18 protein-coding genes are annotated in these 17,071 nt (G+C 71.5%); 13 read left to right on the top strand and 5 right to left on the bottom strand.

The genetic code is table 11. The features are described from left to right. Positions 1-243: 243 nt before the first annotated feature. Positions 244-747 (bottom strand): MarR family winged helix-turn-helix transcriptional regulator, encoded by a 504-nt coding sequence (locus BM414_RS27415; protein WP_093581508.1) that lies wholly within the window; start codon positions 745-747, stop codon positions 244-246. A gap of 116 nt (positions 748-863) precedes the next feature. Here BM414_RS27415 and BM414_RS27420 point away from each other — a divergent pair, with 116 nt between their 5' ends. From BM414_RS27420 to BM414_RS27440, 5 genes are all read left to right on the top strand, one after another. Further along, on the top strand, positions 864-1,238 hold the full coding sequence (locus tag BM414_RS27420; RefSeq protein WP_093581510.1) for a DoxX family protein: 375 nt from the start codon (positions 864-866) through the stop codon (positions 1,236-1,238). Positions 1,239-1,279: 41 nt separating this feature from the next. Next, a complete protein-coding gene (locus BM414_RS27425) occupies positions 1,280-2,230 on the top strand; it encodes an NADP-dependent oxidoreductase (RefSeq protein WP_093585055.1) in 951 nt (316 codons plus the stop codon). A gap of 121 nt (positions 2,231-2,351) precedes the next feature. After that, a complete protein-coding gene (locus BM414_RS27430; RefSeq protein ID WP_093585088.1) occupies positions 2,352-3,230 on the top strand; it encodes a DODA-type extradiol aromatic ring-opening family dioxygenase in 879 nt (292 codons plus the stop codon). A 38-nt stretch (positions 3,231-3,268) separates the two neighbouring features. Then, positions 3,269-3,568, top strand: a complete 300-nt coding sequence (locus BM414_RS27435) for a DUF2218 domain-containing protein (RefSeq protein WP_093585058.1) — start codon at positions 3,269-3,271, stop codon at positions 3,566-3,568. 100 nt (positions 3,569-3,668) lie between these two features. After that, positions 3,669-4,040 carry a nuclear transport factor 2-like protein gene (locus tag BM414_RS27440; protein WP_093585091.1) on the top strand — a complete coding sequence of 124 codons (372 nt, stop codon included), beginning with the start codon at positions 3,669-3,671 and terminating at the stop codon, positions 4,038-4,040. A gap of 86 nt (positions 4,041-4,126) precedes the next feature. On the opposite strand, the gene BM414_RS27445 is transcribed toward BM414_RS27440, so the two are convergent. Together BM414_RS27445 and BM414_RS30450 are read right to left on the bottom strand one after the other, a co-directional pair. Then, a complete protein-coding gene (locus BM414_RS27445; protein ID WP_217644959.1) occupies positions 4,127-5,467 on the bottom strand; it encodes a glycoside hydrolase family 15 protein in 1,341 nt (446 codons plus the stop codon). Further along, complete coding sequence (locus tag BM414_RS30450; protein WP_217644960.1) at positions 5,464-5,967, bottom strand: trehalase-like domain-containing protein; 504 nt, start codon at positions 5,965-5,967, stop codon at positions 5,464-5,466. The genes BM414_RS27445 and BM414_RS30450 overlap by 4 nt, the downstream gene beginning before the upstream one ends. Positions 5,968-6,310: 343 nt before the next feature. Between BM414_RS30450 and BM414_RS27455 the strand changes: the two genes are divergently transcribed. The 7 genes from BM414_RS27455 to BM414_RS27485 all read left to right on the top strand — a co-directional run bounded on the left by BM414_RS27455 (position 6,311) and on the right by BM414_RS27485 (position 11,876). Beyond that, positions 6,311-6,787: a MarR family winged helix-turn-helix transcriptional regulator gene (locus BM414_RS27455; RefSeq protein WP_093585065.1), complete on the top strand. Its 477-nt coding sequence runs from the start codon at positions 6,311-6,313 to the stop codon at positions 6,785-6,787. 199 nt (positions 6,788-6,986) lie between these two features. After that, positions 6,987-7,889 carry a dioxygenase family protein gene (locus BM414_RS27460; RefSeq protein WP_093585068.1) on the top strand — a complete coding sequence of 301 codons (903 nt, stop codon included), beginning with the start codon at positions 6,987-6,989 and terminating at the stop codon, positions 7,887-7,889. Positions 7,890-7,962: 73 nt separating this feature from the next. Further along, positions 7,963-8,826 (top strand): SDR family oxidoreductase, encoded by an 864-nt coding sequence (locus tag BM414_RS27465; RefSeq protein ID WP_093585071.1) that lies wholly within the window; start codon positions 7,963-7,965, stop codon positions 8,824-8,826. A 43-nt stretch (positions 8,827-8,869) separates the two neighbouring features. Next, entirely contained in the window at positions 8,870-9,808 is a 939-nt protein-coding gene (locus tag BM414_RS27470) for an ABC transporter ATP-binding protein (RefSeq protein WP_093585074.1), read from the top strand. Positions 9,809-9,879: 71 nt separating this feature from the next. Beyond that, positions 9,880-10,689, top strand: coding sequence for an ABC transporter permease (locus BM414_RS27475; protein WP_139246103.1), 810 nt, complete (start codon positions 9,880-9,882; stop codon positions 10,687-10,689). A 192-nt stretch (positions 10,690-10,881) separates the two neighbouring features. Then, positions 10,882-11,316 (top strand): DUF6069 family protein, encoded by a 435-nt coding sequence (locus BM414_RS27480; RefSeq protein ID WP_093585079.1) that lies wholly within the window; start codon positions 10,882-10,884, stop codon positions 11,314-11,316. 20 nt (positions 11,317-11,336) lie between these two features. Then, complete coding sequence (locus tag BM414_RS27485) at positions 11,337-11,876, top strand: hypothetical protein (protein ID WP_093585082.1); 540 nt, start codon at positions 11,337-11,339, stop codon at positions 11,874-11,876. Between the two features lie 30 nt (positions 11,877-11,906). On the opposite strand, the gene BM414_RS27490 is transcribed toward BM414_RS27485, so the two are convergent. After that, positions 11,907-12,317: a cytochrome P450 gene (locus tag BM414_RS27490; protein ID WP_245785032.1), complete on the bottom strand. Its 411-nt coding sequence runs from the start codon at positions 12,315-12,317 to the stop codon at positions 11,907-11,909. Between the two features lie 243 nt (positions 12,318-12,560). Here BM414_RS27490 and BM414_RS27495 point away from each other — a divergent pair, with 243 nt between their 5' ends. Further along, entirely contained in the window at positions 12,561-15,194 is a 2,634-nt protein-coding gene (locus tag BM414_RS27495) for an HAD-IC family P-type ATPase (RefSeq protein ID WP_093585085.1), read from the top strand. 1,548 nt (positions 15,195-16,742) lie between these two features. Here BM414_RS27495 and BM414_RS27505 read toward each other — a convergent pair. Beyond that, positions 16,743-17,071 (bottom strand): transposase (locus tag BM414_RS27505; RefSeq protein WP_139246105.1); only part of this gene is annotated, 329 nt, incomplete at its 5' end.

Consider the following 17,071-nt stretch of genomic DNA (forward strand, 5'->3'; position numbering starts at 1 on the left):
GACCTCGCGGTCATCGCGGTCGTCACCGGGGTGATCGGACTCGTCCGGTTCGCCGCGTTGCGCTGGCTGTTCCGCCCGCCCGTCCTGGCCTGACCCGCTGCGCAACCCCGCCGATCCGCCCCGGCCCGGGCTCGCCGGGCCGCCGGTCCCTGACCGCGCCGCCGCCCGTGGGGTCCGGCATCGGATCGACGCGGTCGGAGCGGGGTCGCACCGTTCATCCTGAAGGGTGCGGCGGTCGGGACGTCAGGCGGTGCCGGGCGCCGGCAGGGTCGGGAAGCTGCCCTCGGGCTGGACGACCTGGCGGATCCGGGTGGCGATCTCGTGCAGCTGGCGGACCTGGGTCCTGGTCAGCGGGTCGAGGACCAGGCGGCGCACCTCGGCGACGTGCCCGGGGGCGGTGGCCACGACCTTCTCCCAGCCGGTGTCGGTGAGGACGGCGAGGGTGGCGCGGCCGTCGTCGGGATCGGGCCGGCGGGTGACCCAGCCGCGCTTCTCGAGGCGGTCGACGGTCCGGGAGAGCCGGGTCAGCGAGCCGTTGGCCAGGGCGGCGACCTCGCTCATCCGCCGGGTGCGCTCCGGGGACATGGAGAGCATGGCCATGACCTGGTACTCGAAGTGGCTGACGCCGGCGTCGCGCTGCAGCTGCGCGTCGATGGCGTCGGGCAGCCAGACGGCCATCGCCAGGACGGCCAGCCAGGTGTCCTGTTCCTCCGCGTTCAGCCACCGCGGCTCGTCGACAGTGCCCACGACATCGCTCCTCGTTCGACCCGGCGGACGACCCGCCCGCCGAGATACTTGACGGAACAAGTGACTGCTCATATGGTTGCTTGCGTCGGCAAGTAAACCATGCGAGGAGTCAGAACGTGAACGTCGTCTTGTGGATCGTCGCCGGGGTGCTCGCCGCGGTCTTCCTGGGTTCGGGGCTGAGCAAGCTCGCGCAGCCGCGGAAGAAGATTGTGGATTCCGGCATGGGCTGGGCCGAGGACTTCAGCGACGGCGCGGTCAAGGCCATCGGTGCGCTGGAGGTCCTCGGCGCGCTGGGCCTGATCCTGCCCGCGGTGTTCGACGTCGCTCCGGTGCTCGTGCCGATCGCGGCCGTGGGCCTGGCCCTCGTCATGGCCGGCGCTGCCGTCGTGCACGCCCGCCGCAAGGAGACGCCGATGGTCGTCGCCAACCTCGTGCTCCTCGCCCTGGCCGTCTTCGTCGCCTGGGGCCGCTTCGGCCCGTACGCCTTCTAGTCCCTCCCCGTCCCCGCACCGCGTCCAGAGGAGTCCCCGTCATGCGCGCACTGCACGTCCCCGCCGCCGGTGAGCAGCCCCAGATCTCCGACATCCCCACCCCCGAGCCGACCGAGGGCACGGTCCTCGTCCGGGTCAAGGCCGCCGGCCTCAACCCCATCGACAACGCCGTCGCCGCCGGCTTCCTGACCCAGATGGGCCTGCCGCACGAGTATCCGGTCGTCATCGGCCGCGACGCCGCCGGTGTCGTGGAGGCCGTCGGGGCCGGGGTCGACCACGTCGCCGTCGGCGACGAGGTGCTCGGTCACGTGCTGCTCGCCCCGCCGATCTCGGCCGGAACGCTGGCCGAGTACGCGCTGCTGCCGGCCGCGGCGGTCACCCCCAAGCCCGCCGGCCTGGACTTCACCAAGGCGGCCGCGCTCCCGCTGGCGGGCGCCGCCGCCGTCCAGTCCATCGAGGCGATCGATCCGCAGGCGGGTCAGACCGTGCTGGTTAACGGCGCCTCCGGCGGCGTGGGCTCCTTCGCCGTGCAGCTGCTGGCCGCCCGCGGCGTCACCGTGGTCGCCACCGGCAAGCCCGAGGACACCGACCGGCTCACCCAGCTCGGCGCCGCCCGGGTCATCGACTACACCGCCGGACCGGTCGCCGACCAGGTCCGCGCGGCCTACCCCGACGGCGTCGACGCTCTGGTCAACCTCACCGGCATGGACCCCTCGGCCGCCCCGATCGCCGCGGTGCGCAGCGGCGGGAAGGTCTCCGGCGTCGCGGCGGTGCCCGACGAGGCCACCCTGGCCGCCGCCGGTCTGACCGGTGGCCCGGTGATGGCGTCGGCGACCCGTGAGGTCCTCGCTCCGCTCGCCGAGCAGGCCGCCGCCGGGGACCTCCAGGTCGCGGTCGCCGACGTGCTCCCCCTAGAGCAGGCCGCCGAGGGTCTCGGCCGGCTCGCCGGTGGCGGCGCCGGCGGCAAGCTCGTCGTCACCGTCGAGGCCTGAGCACCTCCGTCGCCGGGACGGGGTCGACGCGCCCGCATGGCGCGCCGACCCCGCCCGGCGACGGGCTCATCAACCAGTGTTCGACCCGCCGCTGACAGACCCGGAGGAGCAGAGCACCGCGATGAGCCAGCCGATGCACGACATCCTCAACCCGGCCGTCCCCGCGGGCGCCTACGACGATCTGCTCGCGCGAGTCCTGCCGCAGGCGCGCGCCCACCGGGCGTGGACTCCTGACGACGGGCCGCTGCCGGCGCTGTTCGTCAGCCATGGCGCGCCGCCCACCCTGGACGCCCCGGAGTGGCTGGCCCATCTGTTCACCTGGTCGCAGTCCATGCCCAAGCCCCGGGCCATCGTCGTGGTCTCGGCGCACTGGGAGAACGCTCCGCTTGCCATCTCCGGCGCCGCCGCCGGCACGCCGCTGTACTACGACTTCGGCGGCTTCCACCCGCGCTACTACACGCTGCAGTACGCCACCCCGGACGCGACCGACCTGGCCCGGCGCATCGCGGCCACCCTGAGCAGCACCACGCCGCTGCACCACCACGTCGACCGGGGTCTCGACCATGGCGCCTTCATCCCGCTGATGGCCATGTACCCGGCCGCCGACGTGCCGGTCGTGCAGGTGAGCATGCCCAGCCTGGAGCCCGAGGCACTGCTGGCGCTCGGCCGGCGCCTGCGCTCGCTGCGAGACGAAGGCATCCTCGTGATGGGGTCGGGGTTCATGACCCACAGCTTCGCCGTCTTCCGCCGGCCCCAACTGCAGGGCTACACCGAGGCGTTCGACGAGTGGGCCACCGACGCCCTCGGGCGCGGGGACGTCGACGCCCTCCTCGACTACCGCACCAAGGGCCCGGCCGCCGACGTCGCCCACCCGACCGCCGACCACTTCGTGCCCCTGCTGCTCACCCTCGGGGCGGGCACCGCGCCCGGCCAGTCGGTGACGACCGCCTTCGACGGCATGTGGATGGGCAACTCGATCCGCTCCGTCCAGGCGGCCTGACCGGACACCACGGCCGCCCCACCCGACCAGGAGACACCATGACCACCCTCTTCTCGCGCGCCGACGTGCGCACCGACGCCCCCGGCCGCTACGCCAAGCAGCTGGTCTCGCACCTCGGTCGCAAGGTCCCGTTCACCGAGGACACCGATGGAGCCTGGACCACCGTCGTGGGGGACGCCCGCGGCCGGATCGTCGTCGGCGACGACGTGTTGACATTGCGCGTCGAGGCCCCCGACGTCGAGACGCTGAACCGCATCGAGCACGCCCTCGGCAGCCACCTCGAGCGCTTTGGCGCGCGGTCGGGCCTGACGGTCACCTGGCGCCGCGACCACAGCTGAACCCTGGCCTACCCGGGCGCGGACAGAACCCCCCGGCGCGGCCGAACAGCGTCACGGCCGGCGACCGCCGTCGGCCGGGCACGAGGTGAAGGAGAACACCATGACCGAGAGCGCTTCGACGAACGACCCGCAGGACGAGGTGGCCGCCAACCTCAAGCGGATGGACGACCTCGATTTCAAGGCATGGAACAACGGAGACTGGCGGGGCTTGTTCTCCCACCTGCACACCGAGGACGTCTACGTCGACATGAAGGGCATGGCCCCGACGCACGGCCTCGAGGAGCACATCGCGGCGATGGAGGGCTTCACCGCCCAGGTCGGCGGCACGCCGCCGCAGATCACCAGCCACCCGATCGCCTTCGGCTCCGGGGAGTGGACCTGTGTCGTCGGAGAGGCCGCGGACGGCAGCCGCATGGTGACCGTCGCACGGTGGCGCGACGGTGCCATCGCCGAGGAGTACATCTGGTCCTAGGTGCGGCGCCGGGGAGTCGGGCCGGCCGGCGGTCAGGACGAGCACGGGTTCTGTCCGCCGCCGGGCTGACTCCACACGCGGCCGACTCAACCCAGGGATCGGTCGAGGTTCACGGCCGCGCTGATCAGTGACAGGTGGGTGAAGGCCTGGGGGAAGTAGCCCTGCTGCTCGCCGTCCCGGCCGATCTGCTCGGCGTACAGCCCGAGATGGTTGGCGTAGGTCAGCATCTTCTCGAACGCCATCCGGGCATCATCGAGCCGTCCCGCGCGGGTCAGTGCCTCGACGTACCAGAAGGAGCAGATGGAGAAGGTGCCCTCCTCGCCGGTCAGACCGTCCGGACTCGCCTCCGGGTCGTAGCGGTAGACCAGCGAGTCCGACACCAGCTCCGCGCCGAGAGCGTCGAGCGTGGCGAGCCACTTGGGATCGGTCGGGGAGATGAATTTCGCCAGCGGCATCATCAGGACCGCGGCGTCGAGGACGTCGTCGTCTTCGTGCTGCACGAACGCCGAGCGTCGGTCCGACCAGCCCCGGCGCATGATCCGCCGGTAGATGTCGTCGCGGGTGCGCTCCCACTTCAACCGGTCGGCGGGCAGTCCGCGACGGTTGGCCATGCGGATGGCCCGCTCCACGGCCACCCAGCACATCAGCCGTGAGTAGAGGAACCTCTTGCGTCCGCCGCGGGTTTCCCAGATGCCCTCGTCGGGCTGGTCCCAGTGGTCGCAGACCCAGTCGACGACGCCGCAGAGGCCCTCCCAAGCGTCGCTGGAGAGGGGCTCCGCCCACTTGTCGTAGAGGTAGACGGAGTCGATCAGTTCGCCGTAGATGTCGAGTTGGAGCTGCTCGGCGGCGCCGTTGCCGATCCGGACGGGGGAGGCGCCCCGGTACCCCTCGAGGTGCGGGAGCTCCTCTTCCGTCAGGTCGGTGCGGCCGTCGATGCCGTACATGATCTGCAGGGGTCCCCCGGGGTGGTGACCGGGCGGCGGGATGTGCCGCGCGAGGAAGTCCATGAAGGCGGCTGCCTCGCTGGTGAAGCTCAGGCGCAGGAGCGTGTAGACGCAGAAGGCGGCGTCGCGGATCCACACGAAGCGGTAATCCCAGTTCCGCTCGCCGCCCGGTTGTTCGGGAAGGCTGGTCGTGGGCGCGGCGACGATGGCGCCGGTCGGCGCGTATGTGAGGAGCTTCAGGGTCAGCGCCGATCGGTGCACCATCTCGCGCCAGCGGCCGCGATAGCGCGACGCCGCCAGCCATTGGCGCCAGTACGTGACCGTGGCGGCGAATAGAGCCTCCGCCTCGTCCGCGGAGCACCCGCGTGGCTCGGCGTCGCCGTCGATGCGGTCGAGGGTGAACACTGCCGACTCGCCCTCGTGCAGGGTGAACTCCGCCTCGACGTCCCTTCCGTCGCCGCGGAGGGTAACCGTGGCGGTCAACGACAACGAGAGGTCCGGGGAGGGAAGAGGACGCCACCGTCGTGCTCGTTGACGGTGTGGGTCTGACGGCCGTAGTCGAATCGGGGGGACACCCGCGCCCGGAACGCCATCGATTCGCGGACGCAGAGCACCCGCCGGACCAGTCGGTGCTCGACGAGCCCCGTAGGCAGGCCGACGGGCATGAAGTCCTGGACCTCGCCGACGGCGTCGCCGGTGTAGAAGCGGGTGAGGAGGACCTTCGTGTCCGGGACGTAGAACTGCCGAGTCCGCGCCGGCGACGCGGCGGCCAGTTCGAAGGAGCCTCCGCGGTCGGCGTCGAGGATGGCCCCGAAGACGCTCGGTGAGTCGAACGACGGACAGCAGTACCAGTCGATGGTGCCGTTCGTGCCGACCAGGGCCACGGTGTGCATGTCACCGATCAGTCCATGCTCGGCGACGGGGAGGTACCGGGGCGGCGAGCCCGCCTCCGCTCTGTCGCCCTCCACGAGGTCACCGGTCACGAGTCCCCTCCGTGTGGGTCGGGCTGGCGCCGTGACGTACCAGGGGTCGTCCACTCGGGCTGCTGGCGACGACGGGTCAGGGTGGTCCGACGGACGGCGATCCAGCGATGGGCATGGGTGAGCGGCCCGACGAGCACCATCCCAGGATCGTGCTCCATCGGCCCGATCAGGGCGTGGAGCAGGGCCGTCTGGGTGCCCGGCGGCCGCGCTGCGCTCGCCGAGGCGACCGCGGTCTGTCCCTCGTGGCCTTCGGCGGTGCGCCGGTCCGATCTCACGTCGGCGGTCACTTGAAGCTGCAAGCAACTCCTGTGTTCTCTTGTTGAAGATTCAAAGGAGGGCCGCCATGTCAACCGCACGGGAGGTGCCTTCCGCGACGCGTTGGCTCACCCAGGACGAGACGGCCGCCTGGTTGCCGCTGCTGCGCGTGGGCCAGCTGCTGCCACAGGCCATGGACCGGCAGCTGCGCAAGGAGGCGGGTATCCGCCACGCGTACTACCAGGTCTTGGTTCACCTCTCCGCGCAGCCTGATCGGACCCTGAGCATGGGGGAGCTCGCCCGGCTCGCCGCGACCAGCCCTTCGAGGCTCAGCCACGCCGTTGCGGCTATGGAGGAGCGCGGCTGGGTGACCCGCCGGCCGTGCTCGACCGACCGGCGGGTCCAGTACGCCGGCCTCACCGACGCCGGGCTGTCGCTCCTCGAGCGGGTCGCGCCGGGGCACGTGGCCGACGTCCGACGGCTCGTCTTCGACCGGCTGACCGAGGACGAGGTCTCGCAGCTGCGCTCGCTCACGCTGAAGCTCCTGCCATCCCTCGACGCCTGAGCCCGCTGGTCACGTCGCCGCTGGGAGTGACGGAACGCCACTCGCGGCCTCTGGCTCTGCGCCGGAGCTCTCACCTGGGCGCGCCGGGGCGACCGAGCGAGGCCGGTGCTCGTCGTCACACAGCCAACGAAATACTTGCCATCGCAAGTGACGTTGTGCAGACTGTTACTTGATTCAGCAACGAACAGTGGAGTCAGACATGAGCACGCTTGGTCCTGCCACGACCGCCGCTGCGGACGCCCGCATCCCGGCAGACCACCTCTTCGCCCAGCACCTGCGTCGCGTCGCTGCCCTCGAGCCGCACCGGCAGTGGACGCCGGAGGACGGGGCGCTGCCCAGCCTCTACCTGTCCCACGGCGGCGGCCCGATGCCGTTCTGGCGGCCCGAGTGGCTGAACCCGCTGCACGACTGGGCCCGCGCGCTGCCCAAGCCCAAGGCGATCCTCGTCGTCTCCGCGCACTGGGAGTCCGCGCCGCTGTCGGTGAGCGCCACCCGGCCCAGCGAGCTGGTCTACGACTTCGGCGGCTTCGACCCGCTGTACTACACGTTCCGCTACGACACCCCCGACGCCAGCGAGCTGGCCCGCGACGTGGTCGGCCTCATGCCGGACACCGAGCACGTGCACCAGCACGCCAGCCGGGGCCTGGACCACGGCTCCTGGGTGCCATTGAAGATCATGTACCCCGAGGCCGACGTCCCGGTGCTTCAGCTGTCGCTGCCCACCGAGGACCCCGACAAGCTGCTGGCCATCGGCGACCGGCTGCGCCCGCTGCGCGAGCAGGGCGTGCTCGTGGTCGGCTCGGGGCACATGACCCACGGCCTGCCGTTCATCACCCGCGGGATGCTGGAGGGCACCGAGGTGCCGGGCTGGTCCTCGGACTTCGACGCCTGGGCCGCCGACGCGCTGGCGCGTGGCGACGTCGCCGAGCTCTCCCGCTACCGCAGCGCCGCACCGGGCCTGCCCTACGCCCACCCCACGGTGGAGCACTTCACCCCGTTGTTCGTCGCGCTCGGCGCAGCCACCGACCCCACCGCACCGGTGGTGACCACCTTGGAGGGCTACAGCTTCGGACTCTCGAAGCGCTCCTTCCAGGCCGCCTGAGCGATCGACCCGCCCACCTCACCACCGACTTCCTCGACTGCTCGTCGAGGTGGACCGAAGGAGAACCACTCGCATGTCCATCATCGTCACCGGTGCCACCGGCCAGCTCGGCAGCCTGGTCGTCGAGGCCCTGCTCGCCCGCGGCGTGCCCGGCGAGCAGATCGTCGCCACGGGCCGTCGCACCGAGGCGCTCGCCGACCTGCAGGAGCGTGGCGTCACCGTCCACCGCGCCGACTACACCGACCCCGAGTCGCTGCGCGTCGCCTTCGCCGGCGCCGAGAAGGTCCTGCTGGTCTCCAGCAGCGAGGTCGGCCAGCGACTCCCGCAGCACGGCAACGTCATCGCCGCTGCCAAGGAGGCCGGGGTGCGGCTGCTGGCCTACACGAGCATCCCCAGGGCCGACACCTCGACACTGCTGCTGGCCGGCGAGCACAGGGCCACCGAAGAGCTCCTTGCTCAGGGCGGGGTGCCGTACGTGGTCCTGCGCAACGGCTGGTACACCGAGAACTACACCGGCCAGCTGGCCACCTACCTGCAGCACGGGATCGTCGGTTCGGCCGGCGCCGGCCGGGTCAGCGCCGCCACCCGCGCCGACTTCGCGGCGGCAGCCGCCGCCGTCCTGACCGAGGACGGGCACGAGGGCGCGGTCTACGAGCTCGGCGGCGAGGCGTTCACGATGCCCGAGCTGGCCGCGACCATCTCCACCGTCACCGGGCAGGACGTCACCTACACCGACGTGCCTGTCGAGCAGTACACCCAGATCCTCGTAGGTGCAGGTCTGCCCGAGCCGGTCGCGGCCGTCTTCGCCGACGGCGACCGCGGCGTGGCCGACGGGGAGCTCCACGTCGAGGGCAACGACCTCGACAAGCTCATCGGCCGTGCGCCCACCTCGCTGACGGACGCGGTGGCCGCAGCAGCCGCCCGCCTGCAGCGATGAACTGGGCCGTGCGCGGCCGCGGGTCCAGCGCCGAGCAGCGACGATGATCGAACTGCGGAACCTGTCCAAGCGCTACGGGGACGTCGTCGCCGTCGACGACCTCACCTTCGACGTCCGTCCCGGCGTCGTCACCGGGTTCCTCGGGCCGAACGGGGCCGGCAAGTCGACCACGATGCGGATGATCCTCGGCCTGGACCGGCCGACCTCTGGAGCGGTCACGATCAACGGGCGGGACTACCGGACGTCCAGGGCGCCGCTGCACGAGGTCGGCGCACTGCTCGACGGCAAGGCGGTCGACAAGGGGCGATCGGCCCGCAACCACCTGCTGGCCCTCGGGGCCACGGTGGGTGTCGGAGCTCGCCGTGTCGACGAACTGCTGGACACCGTGGGGCTGACCGAGGTCGCGCACAAGCCGGCGGGATCCTTCTCCCTGGGAATGGGTCAGCGGCTGGGCATCGCCACGGCGCTGCTGGCCGACCCGTCCATCGTGATGCTCGACGAGCCGGTGAACGGCCTGGACCCCGACGGCATCTTGTGGGTGCGGAGCTTCCTGCGGTCCCTGGCCGCCGAGGGGCGCACTGTTTTCCTGTCCTCGCACCTGATGAGCGAGATGGAGCTGACCGCCGACCACCTGGTCATCGTGGGCCGGGGTCGGTTGATCCGGGACGTGTCTATGGCGGACTTCATCGCCTCGGCGTGGAGCGACAAGGTCAGGGTCGTCTCCCCGGACTCTCCGGCGCTGGCCGGACTGCTTGCCGCGCCCGGGGTGACCGTGACGCCGTCCTCGCCGACCGAGCTGGAAATCGAGGGCGTGCCCGCCGCGGACATCGGGGACCTCGCCGCGCGGCACGGCCTGCCGCTCCACGAGCTCGTTCCGCTGCATCCCTCCCTCGAGGAGGCCTTCATGGAGCTCACGAGGGAGTCCGTGCAGTATCACGGCCGCACCGACGGTGCGCTCCTCTCCGCGGACGCGGCCCGATGAGCGCCGTCCTGCCCCATCCCGATCTCGCCCACGTGCCTCCCACGACGACCCCCGAGATGACGGACCCGACGATGACGACCTCCCCGGACACGACGTACCGGATCACCACCCCGCGGGTGGTCAGGGCTGAGTGGATCAAGCTGCGCACGCTTCGCTCGACGTGGACGATGCTGCTCTCGGTGCTGCTCACCATCGTGGGCATCGGGGCCATCGCGGCCGCGACCGCGACCGGCGCCGTGGAGGGACCGGCCGACGGCGGCGGTCCGGGCGGGGGTGACGCGCTCTCCACCGTGCTCGCCGGCTCAATGCTGGCCGTCGTCCTGGTCGGCGTCCTCGGTGTCCTGGTGGGCGCCCGGGAGTACTCCTCAGGGCTCATCCGGAGCTCCTTGGCTGCGGTGCCGGCACGCCTGCCCGTGCTCTGGGCCAAGGTGGTCGCTTTCCTGGGGGCCGTCGTCCCGGTCGTCCTCTCGGGCGTCCTTGTCGCCTTCGTGGTGGGCATGGCCATCCTCGACGGAGGCGGGGTCACCACGGTCTCGTGGAGCGACGAGGGGACCGCCCGGGTCGTTCTGGGTACGGCCGCCTACGTCATCGGCATCGGTCTCATCGGCCTGGCTCTCGGCCTGCTCCTCCGGAGCACAGCCGGCGCCATCAGCGCCCTCCTCGCCGGTGTCCTCGTCCTCCCGACGCTCGCCGGTGCGCTGCTGCCCGACGCCTGGGACGGGTTGCTGAAGTACTTCCCGTCCAACGCTGCCTCGGCGTTCACGTCCGTCCTCCCGGCGGATTCGCTGCTCAGCTCCGAAACAGGGGCGCTCGTGTTCGCCGCCTGGATCGTCGTCGGTCTCATCGCCGCGGCTGTGGCCCTCACGCGTCGCGACGCCTGACCGGCGGGAGCGACGCAGCTCACCCCCGGTCGGCGCCGCCGGTCCCGCAATCTTGCTTGACGGGGCAAGCTCCGGCCACCTAATGTCGCTTGCGCCGTCAAGTGAATTCCGCGGAGTCCGGGACGTGCCGCGCCGTTCCGCCCGGGCGACCGATCGACACCTGATCCACCACCCCAGACCTGGAGAATCGCCATGACCAGCACCCTGACCCGCCCCAGCCGGACGGTGTCCTGGAAGTCCACCGCCGTCGCCGCAGCTGTCGGCGCCGCGGGCGGGCTCGTGATCAACAGCGTGATCGCCACACTCGCCCGGACGCTCTTCGACATCCCGTCCGAGTTCCAGCAGCTCACCCTGCCGATCTACGGCTTCCTGACCGTCGTCGGGGCGATCGCCGGCGCCATCGGGTGGCACCTCGTCGCCACCCGTAGCCGCAACGCCGCAGGCGTGCTGCGCGTGCTCGTCCCCACCGTGCTCGTGCTCTCGCTGATCCCGGACGTCCTGCTGCTGGTCTCCGCTTCGCAGCCCGGCACGACGACCGCCGGCGTCGTCGCGCTGATGCTGATGCACGTCGGCGTCGCAGTGGCCGCGGTGCCGGCCTACCGCACCTTCATCCCGCCCCAGTCCTGACACGCTCGGAGGCGGGTGCGGTGGGCCGGCGCAGGCTGCGACGGCTGGTCGGCCTGCCCCGCGGATCCGCCACCCCGTCCCGCGAGGACGTCGCCAGCCGGGTCTCGGCCTACGTGTACGGCAACGTGCTGGTGATGGCGGCCCTGATCGCGCTGCACCCCGAGGACCTGCAGGCACCCACGGGGGTGCTCTACGTCCTCGGGGTGGGGCTCTCGACCTACGTCGCGCACACGCTCGGGGAGGCGGTGGGTGCCCGGGTCCGCGAAGGCCGCTCGCTCGATCGCGCGGTCATCCGGCACGAGATCCGGGGCGCGCTGCCGATCGCGACGTCGGCCGGCGCCCCCGCTGCGCTGCTGGTCCTGGCGTGGGCAGGTCTCCTGGATGCCGGCGTCGTGCTCATCCTGGCGCTCGTCCTGGTCGACCTCCGGCTGGCGCTGCTCGGCTCGGTGGTGGCGCGTGTCTCCGGAGAGCGCAGCTCGACCCGGGTGTTCCTCGCCGGGTTCGTCCTGGCCCTCGTCGCTGCTGCGGTGGCCGTGCTCAAGTGGCAGCTCACCCACTGACCACCGTCCGGCGTCGCCCGCGACGCCGGGTCAGGCGAGCTGCACCTGCACCGGGATGCTCTCCCAGGCCCGCAGCGTGTTGTTGTGGTGCCGCACCGTCGGCCCGTCCAGCGCGATCGTCCGCACCCGGCGGGCCAGGGCCGTCACGATCGACTCGGCCTCCAGGCGGGCGACGTGCTGCCCGACGCACTGGTGGATGCCCATACCGAACCCGACGTGCCCGGACGGGTCGCGGGAGAGGTCGAAGCGGTCCGGATCGGCCCAGCGCCGTGGATCGCGGTTGGCCGCCGCCAGGAGCATCAGGATTTTGCGTCCCTCCGGGATGACGACCTCCCCGACGCGGACGTCGGTCGTCGCCGTCCGGAAGAACGTCTGCACCGGTGACTCCCAGCGCACCGCATCGTCGAAGGCGACCCGCGCCAGGGCGGGCTCCTGCCGCACCCGCTGCCACTGGTCGGGGTTCGTGGCGAACGCGTAGAGGACCGCGGAGATCCCGGCGGCTCCGCCGTGGCCGGCACGGCGGCGGGGAGCCCGGCGGCCGCCACGGCGGCGACCGCTGCACCGACGGCGGCTTTGCGGAGGACTGATCGCGCTTCCCGGCCCGCCCGCTCTGCCGGGCGGGGCCGGACGCGTACCCGCAGACTGCAAGGAGACCTGCAGACTGATCCGAACGGACAACACCCGATGTCAGATCGCTCCGCGGCCCCCGACGCTCGCCGTAAGGACAGCCCGCCGGACACCCCACCGCAGGGACTGACCCGGCGCGAGGCGGACGAGCGGCTCGGCCGGGGTGAGGGGAACGTCGCCGTGACGGCGTCCTCGCGCACGTACGCGCGGATCCTGCGGACCAACGTCTTCTCCTTCTACAACACGATCCTGTTCGTCATCGGCGCGGCGCTGCTGGCCCTGGGCCGCTACAACGACGCAATCGTCAGCGTCGGGCTGGGCCTCCTCAACGCCGCGATCAGTGCGGTGCAGGAGATCCGCGCCAAGCGCCAGCTCGACCAACTCCAGCTGCTGGCACAGTCGGCGGTCAATGTCGTGCGCGACGGCCGGGTCGTCGAGGTGCCGCCGACCGACGTGGTCCGCGGCGACGTCGTGCGCCTGCGACCGGGTGACCAAGTGGTCGTCGACGGCCCGGTCGTCGACGGCCGGCTCGACGTCGACGAGTCGCTGCTCACGGGCGAGCCCGACCCGCTGGTCAAGCGACCGGGGGACGACCTGCTGTCCGGCAGCTTCTGCGTCGCCGGCGAGGGCTACCAGCGGGCCCGCGATGTCGGCGCCGCCAGCTACGCCAACCGGCTCACCGCCGACGCCCGCCGGGTCTCCACCGACCTGACGCCGCTGCAGCGCCGCATCGAGTTCGTCGTCCGGCTGGTGATGGCGCTGGTCGTGTTGATGACCGCCACGATCCTGCTGCAGGCCGCTCTCGAGGGCTTCTCGCTGCTGCGCACCGTCCAGACCACCGCGGTGCTGTCGGGCCTGGTCCCGTACGGATTGTTCATCCTCATCGCGCTCGCCTACACCGTCGGTGCTGTGAAGAGCTCCCGCCGCGGGGCCCTCGTGCAGCGGGTCAACGCCGTGGAGTCGGTCAGCAACGTCGACGTCGTCTGCACCGACAAGACCGGCACGCTGACGACCGGCCGGCTGACCATGGCAGAGGTGACAGCGTTCGGCGGCCGAGACCGGGCGACGGTGGAGCGGGTGCTCGGGTCGGTGGCGCGGAGCACGTCCGCGCCCAACCTGACGACGACCGCGCTGGCCGCCGCGCTGCCCGGGGAGCCGGAGGAAGTGCTGGAGGAGGTCCCGTTCTCGTCGGCGCTGCGGTGGAGCGCCCTGCGCACCGACGACGACGTGTGGGTGCTCGGCGCGCCGGACGTCCTGGCGCCCCGCCTGACCGCCGGGTCGGCGGCAGCCGTCGTCGAGGACTGGACCACGCAGGGCCTCCGGGTGCTCCTCCTGGCCCGTGCCGGCGACCCCGCCGTCCCACTGCGCGACGCCGACGGCCGGCCTACGTTGCCGGCGCTGGAGCCGGTGGCCGCGGTCGCCCTGGCCGACGAGCTTCGGCCGCAGGTGACCGAGACCATCGCGCGGATGGACCACGAGGGCGTCGATCTCAAGGTGCTGTCCGGCGACGACCCGCGCACGGTCGCGGCCTTGGCCACCCGTGCCGGGCTGCTGGCCGGCGATCCTGTGCACGGCGGCGAGCTCGACGGGCTTCCCGACTCCGAGTTCGACCGGCTCGTCGCCCGGGGAACGGTGTTCGGCCGCATCGCGCCGGAACAGAAAGAGCGGATCGTCGGCTCTCTGCGCCGCCAGGGCCACTACGTGGCGATGGTCGGGGACGGCGTCAACGACGCCCGGGCGCTCAAGCAGGCCCACGTGGGGGTCGCTATGCGCAGCGGCAGCGCGGTGACCAAGGACGTCGCCGACATCGTTCTCACCGACGACTCCTTTGCGGCCCTGCTGCCGGCCAGGCAGGAGGGCCGCCGGATCATCAGCGGCATCGCCACCTCGATGCAGGTCTTCCTGGTGCGCGTCGTCACCCAGGGGCTGGTCATCCTGGCCGTCACCATGCTCGGGCTGGGGTTCCCCTACTCGCCCACGCAGGTCGGCCTGACCCTGCTCACGGTCGGCGTGCCGACCTTCTTCCTCACCATGTGGGCCCGCCCGGAACCACCGGACCCAGCCCTGCTCGCCTCGCTGGCCCGCTTCGTGATCCCCGCGGCCGTCGTGACCGCGGCCGCAGGGGTGGCCGTCTACACCTACCTGTACACGCTGGTGTCCCGGGGCATCAACGAGCCCCACGTCCCCGCCGGGGTCGTCGAAGACTTCGAGGGGTACACCGGCCTGTCGTCCGACGACACGGAGTTCATTGAGGCGGCGGCCACCATCGGGGCGCAGACCGGCCTGTCCACCTACGTCTCGCTCGCCTCCTTCGTGCTCATCCTCTTCCTGCGGCCACCGCACCGGTGCTTCGCCTCCTGGACCCGCCCCACGCAGGACAAGCGGCCGGCCGTGCTGGTCGCCGTCCTGGTCGTGGTGTTCGCCGGGGTGCTGTCCATCCCCGCGCTGTCGAACTACTTCGGGCTCACCGGGCCGGCGTCCCCGGTGTTCACCACCGTCCTGCCCGCGCTGGTCATCTGGTTCCTGGCGCTCACCGCGGCCTACCGCTTCCAGCTGCTCGAGCGGATCCTCGGCCTCGACCGGCTCGCCCCGGGCCCGCTGAGCCGGCAGACCGGTGGCTACGCCCGGTCGGCCGGCGCCCCGGAGGAGTCGGCCAACCACGCGCGGTCGGCCACGGCAGCGGCGGGCTGATGTGAGAGGGCTGCAGCACATCGCATCCCGAGCCGGCCAGCAGCTGAAGCGGGCCGGCTTGTCCGCCGCGTCCGCTACGCCCTCGGCGACCACGCGCAGGTTTCGGTCGGGGCCAAGGTCGGTGCCGGCCCGGACGATCGCCGACTCGTCGCGCTCGGAGGTTAGGTGGAGAACGACGATTTTTCGATCTTCACCTCGTCGATCGGCCAGCCCCTGAGGCAGTCCAGTGAGGACTGACCGGTGCCGGAGTTGCCGACGGAAGGGAACTGACCCCCGTGTCCCTCCGAGAGGGGTCCGGCCGTCCGCTGCGCTCGGCACTCGCCACGAGCGAGCAACGAGTTATGCCAAGCCGTTGTGCTCCCGGTGCCGTGGACGCTCACTGTGTCGAGGTGGCTCGGACCCCACCCGCCGTTGAAGGAGCCGCGGGGTTGGCCCGGAGTCCCAGGGGCCAGCAAGAGCCTCGGCGATGAAGGGGAACGTACCGCCGGCGCGACGGCCAGACGCGGCACTCCCGACCCGCGGGGTGCCGGACGCCCTCCCGGGTAGTTGCAGTTGACGGCGTTCCTGACCGTGCGCCGAGGTTCGTCGGCGGTCGAAACTGCAGATCAGTATGCTCATGGGACGGCAGTGAACCGCCATGAACGCGATCATGACGGCCTGGCAGTGTGGTAGTCAGGCACTGAGACGCCCAGCTTTCGCTGTCTCTGGAGCAAAGTTGGGCGTCAAGGGTCGGAGTCGTCGCACTGGCGGCTCCCTGCACTGGGGAAGGAGCGCGGTGTGCGCGGCTTCTCGGTCACTGTTGGGAGGCAGTACTCCGACCGAATCATCCCTGACATGTCTGCCACAACTCTCGCAGGGCGAGGAAGATCGCAGGCCACCAGCGGGCTTGTCGGCCGGCTGCTCGCCGTCCGGGGGGTCCTGGGGGCGAAGCATCCGGACTGCGAGCGCGTGCGTAGCCACGGCATAGCTCAGCCGGTCAACACGGTGACCAGTGTGGCCTACGGGGTGGCCAGCTTGCCCGTCTGGTTGGCGGCTCGGCGCTCGACCGGGCTGGTGCGGTTCAAGCTCCAGGCGTATGCCGGTGCACTTCTCGCTGTCATGGCAGGAAGCGCGCAGTTCCACGCCCGCGTCCCCGGGTCATCGCACCGGTTGCACGATGCATCGCTGTATGTCGCAGTCTCGCTGGGCCTGCTCCTCCTGCTGCCACATGCCGAAACGGTGGCGGATTCCCGGGCGGGGCGTCGTTTCCTCTTGGCGGCCGCGACGGCAGGAGCTGCCTACGCCGGCGGACGTTCGAGTTCTCGATACTGTCAACCGGAGAGCCCGTTGCAATTTCATGGCCTTTGGCATGTCCTCAGCGCGGCCGCTGCCGCCCTGGTCGCCTTCCTGGCGACGGACGGACGCCATGAGCAGCGCACTGCAGGGCCACCCCTCGGTGGGTGACGAGGTTCCATGTCGGCGCGCGGACGTGTGGTGCCACGATGGTCATGCCCATCGGCTTCACGTCGTCCACAGGGTCTGGGGGCGACCGCGGACTTAAAACTGGTTTCAGATTGAGGGCAAGCGGCGGTAGCAGATCAGCGCACAAGCCAACTGGAGCAGGCCGAGGTGGATGTCGCCGCGGCGCTCGTAGCGAGTGCGCAACCGCTTGAAGGCGTGCAGCCAGGCGAAGCTGCGCTCGACCACCCAGCGGTGCTTACCCAGGCCCGAGCCGTGCGCGATACCGCGGCGGGCGATCCGCGGGGTGATGCCGCGGGCGCGCAGCTGGCGGCGGTAGATGTCGTGGTCGTAGCCGCGGTCGGCGAACAGCTCCCGCGGTCGCCGGCGGGGTCGGCCGCGTCGGCCGCGGATCGGCGGCACGGCGTCGACCAGCGGAA

The sequence above is a fragment of the Geodermatophilus amargosae genome (genome assembly GCF_900116515.1).
Lineage (GTDB): Bacteria > Actinomycetota > Actinomycetes > Mycobacteriales > Geodermatophilaceae > Geodermatophilus > Geodermatophilus amargosae.